Origin of the sequence: Roseomonas rosulenta, assembly GCF_016106005.1 — a bacterium.
GTDB classification, from domain to species: domain Bacteria; phylum Pseudomonadota; class Alphaproteobacteria; order Acetobacterales; family Acetobacteraceae; genus Neoroseomonas; species Neoroseomonas rosulenta.
Genome location: NZ_JACADR010000615.1, coordinates 1 through 803 on the forward strand (window position 1 = coordinate 1; position 803 = coordinate 803).

The window sequence follows — 803 nt, forward strand, 5'->3', positions numbered from 1 at the left end:
GACGGCGCTCGCCCCACCCGCGGTGGGGCCGGTGCCTGGCGGCATCGAGCCGGCGGCGCCGCGGGACAGCCGGCCGGGCAGCGGGTGTCGGCCCGCGGATGGCCGCGCATGAGCACGGGCCTTCGGGCCGCGCTGCGCGACGCCCCCTGGCTGACGGCGCAGCGGCTGCGCCTCTATGGCCTCGCCTACGCCGCCTTCGCGCTGGCCCTGCTGGGCGAGACGGTGGCGATCCTGCTCGGCTGGCGCGGCCATCCACCGGGCGATGCCGATTTCCAGAGCTTCCACGTCTCCGCCCGGATGGCGCTCGATGGGCAGGCCGCGCAGGTCTGGGACGCCGCCGCCCATGCCGCCCGGCAGGCCGAATGGCAGGGGCCGCACACGCGGATCTACGCCTTCTTCTACCCGCCGCCCTACCTGCTGGTCTGCCTGCCGCTCGGCCTGCTGCCGCTGCTGCCGGCCTTCGCTGCCTGGGTGCTGGCCACCGGCGCGGCCTGCTTCGCCGCCCTGCGCGCCTGGCTGCCCGGGGCGGGGCCGATGGCGCTGCTGCTGGCGGTGCTGGCGCCGGCCTCGGTGCTGAACGCGGTGCACGGGCAGAACGCCTTCCTGACCGCCGCGCTGCTGGCAGCGGCGGGGCTCGCGCTGGACCGGCGCCCGGCGCTGGCCGGCGTGGCGCTCGCGACGCTGGCCTTCAAGCCGCAGCTCGGCCTGCTGGTGATCCCGGCGCTGGTCGCCGCGCGCCGCTGGCGGGTGCTGTCGGTCGCGACCGTGGCGGGGCTGGCCTGGGCGGTGGCCGCCTGGCTGAG

General features: G+C 78.0%; 1 protein-coding gene. It reads left to right on the forward strand.

All coding sequences use genetic code 11. From position 1 onward, the window contains the following. Positions 1–108: 108 nt before the first annotated feature. Positions 109–803: glycosyltransferase family 87 protein (locus HW578_RS27240; protein ID WP_198373812.1), on the forward strand; the 695-nt coding region annotated here is incomplete at its 3' end.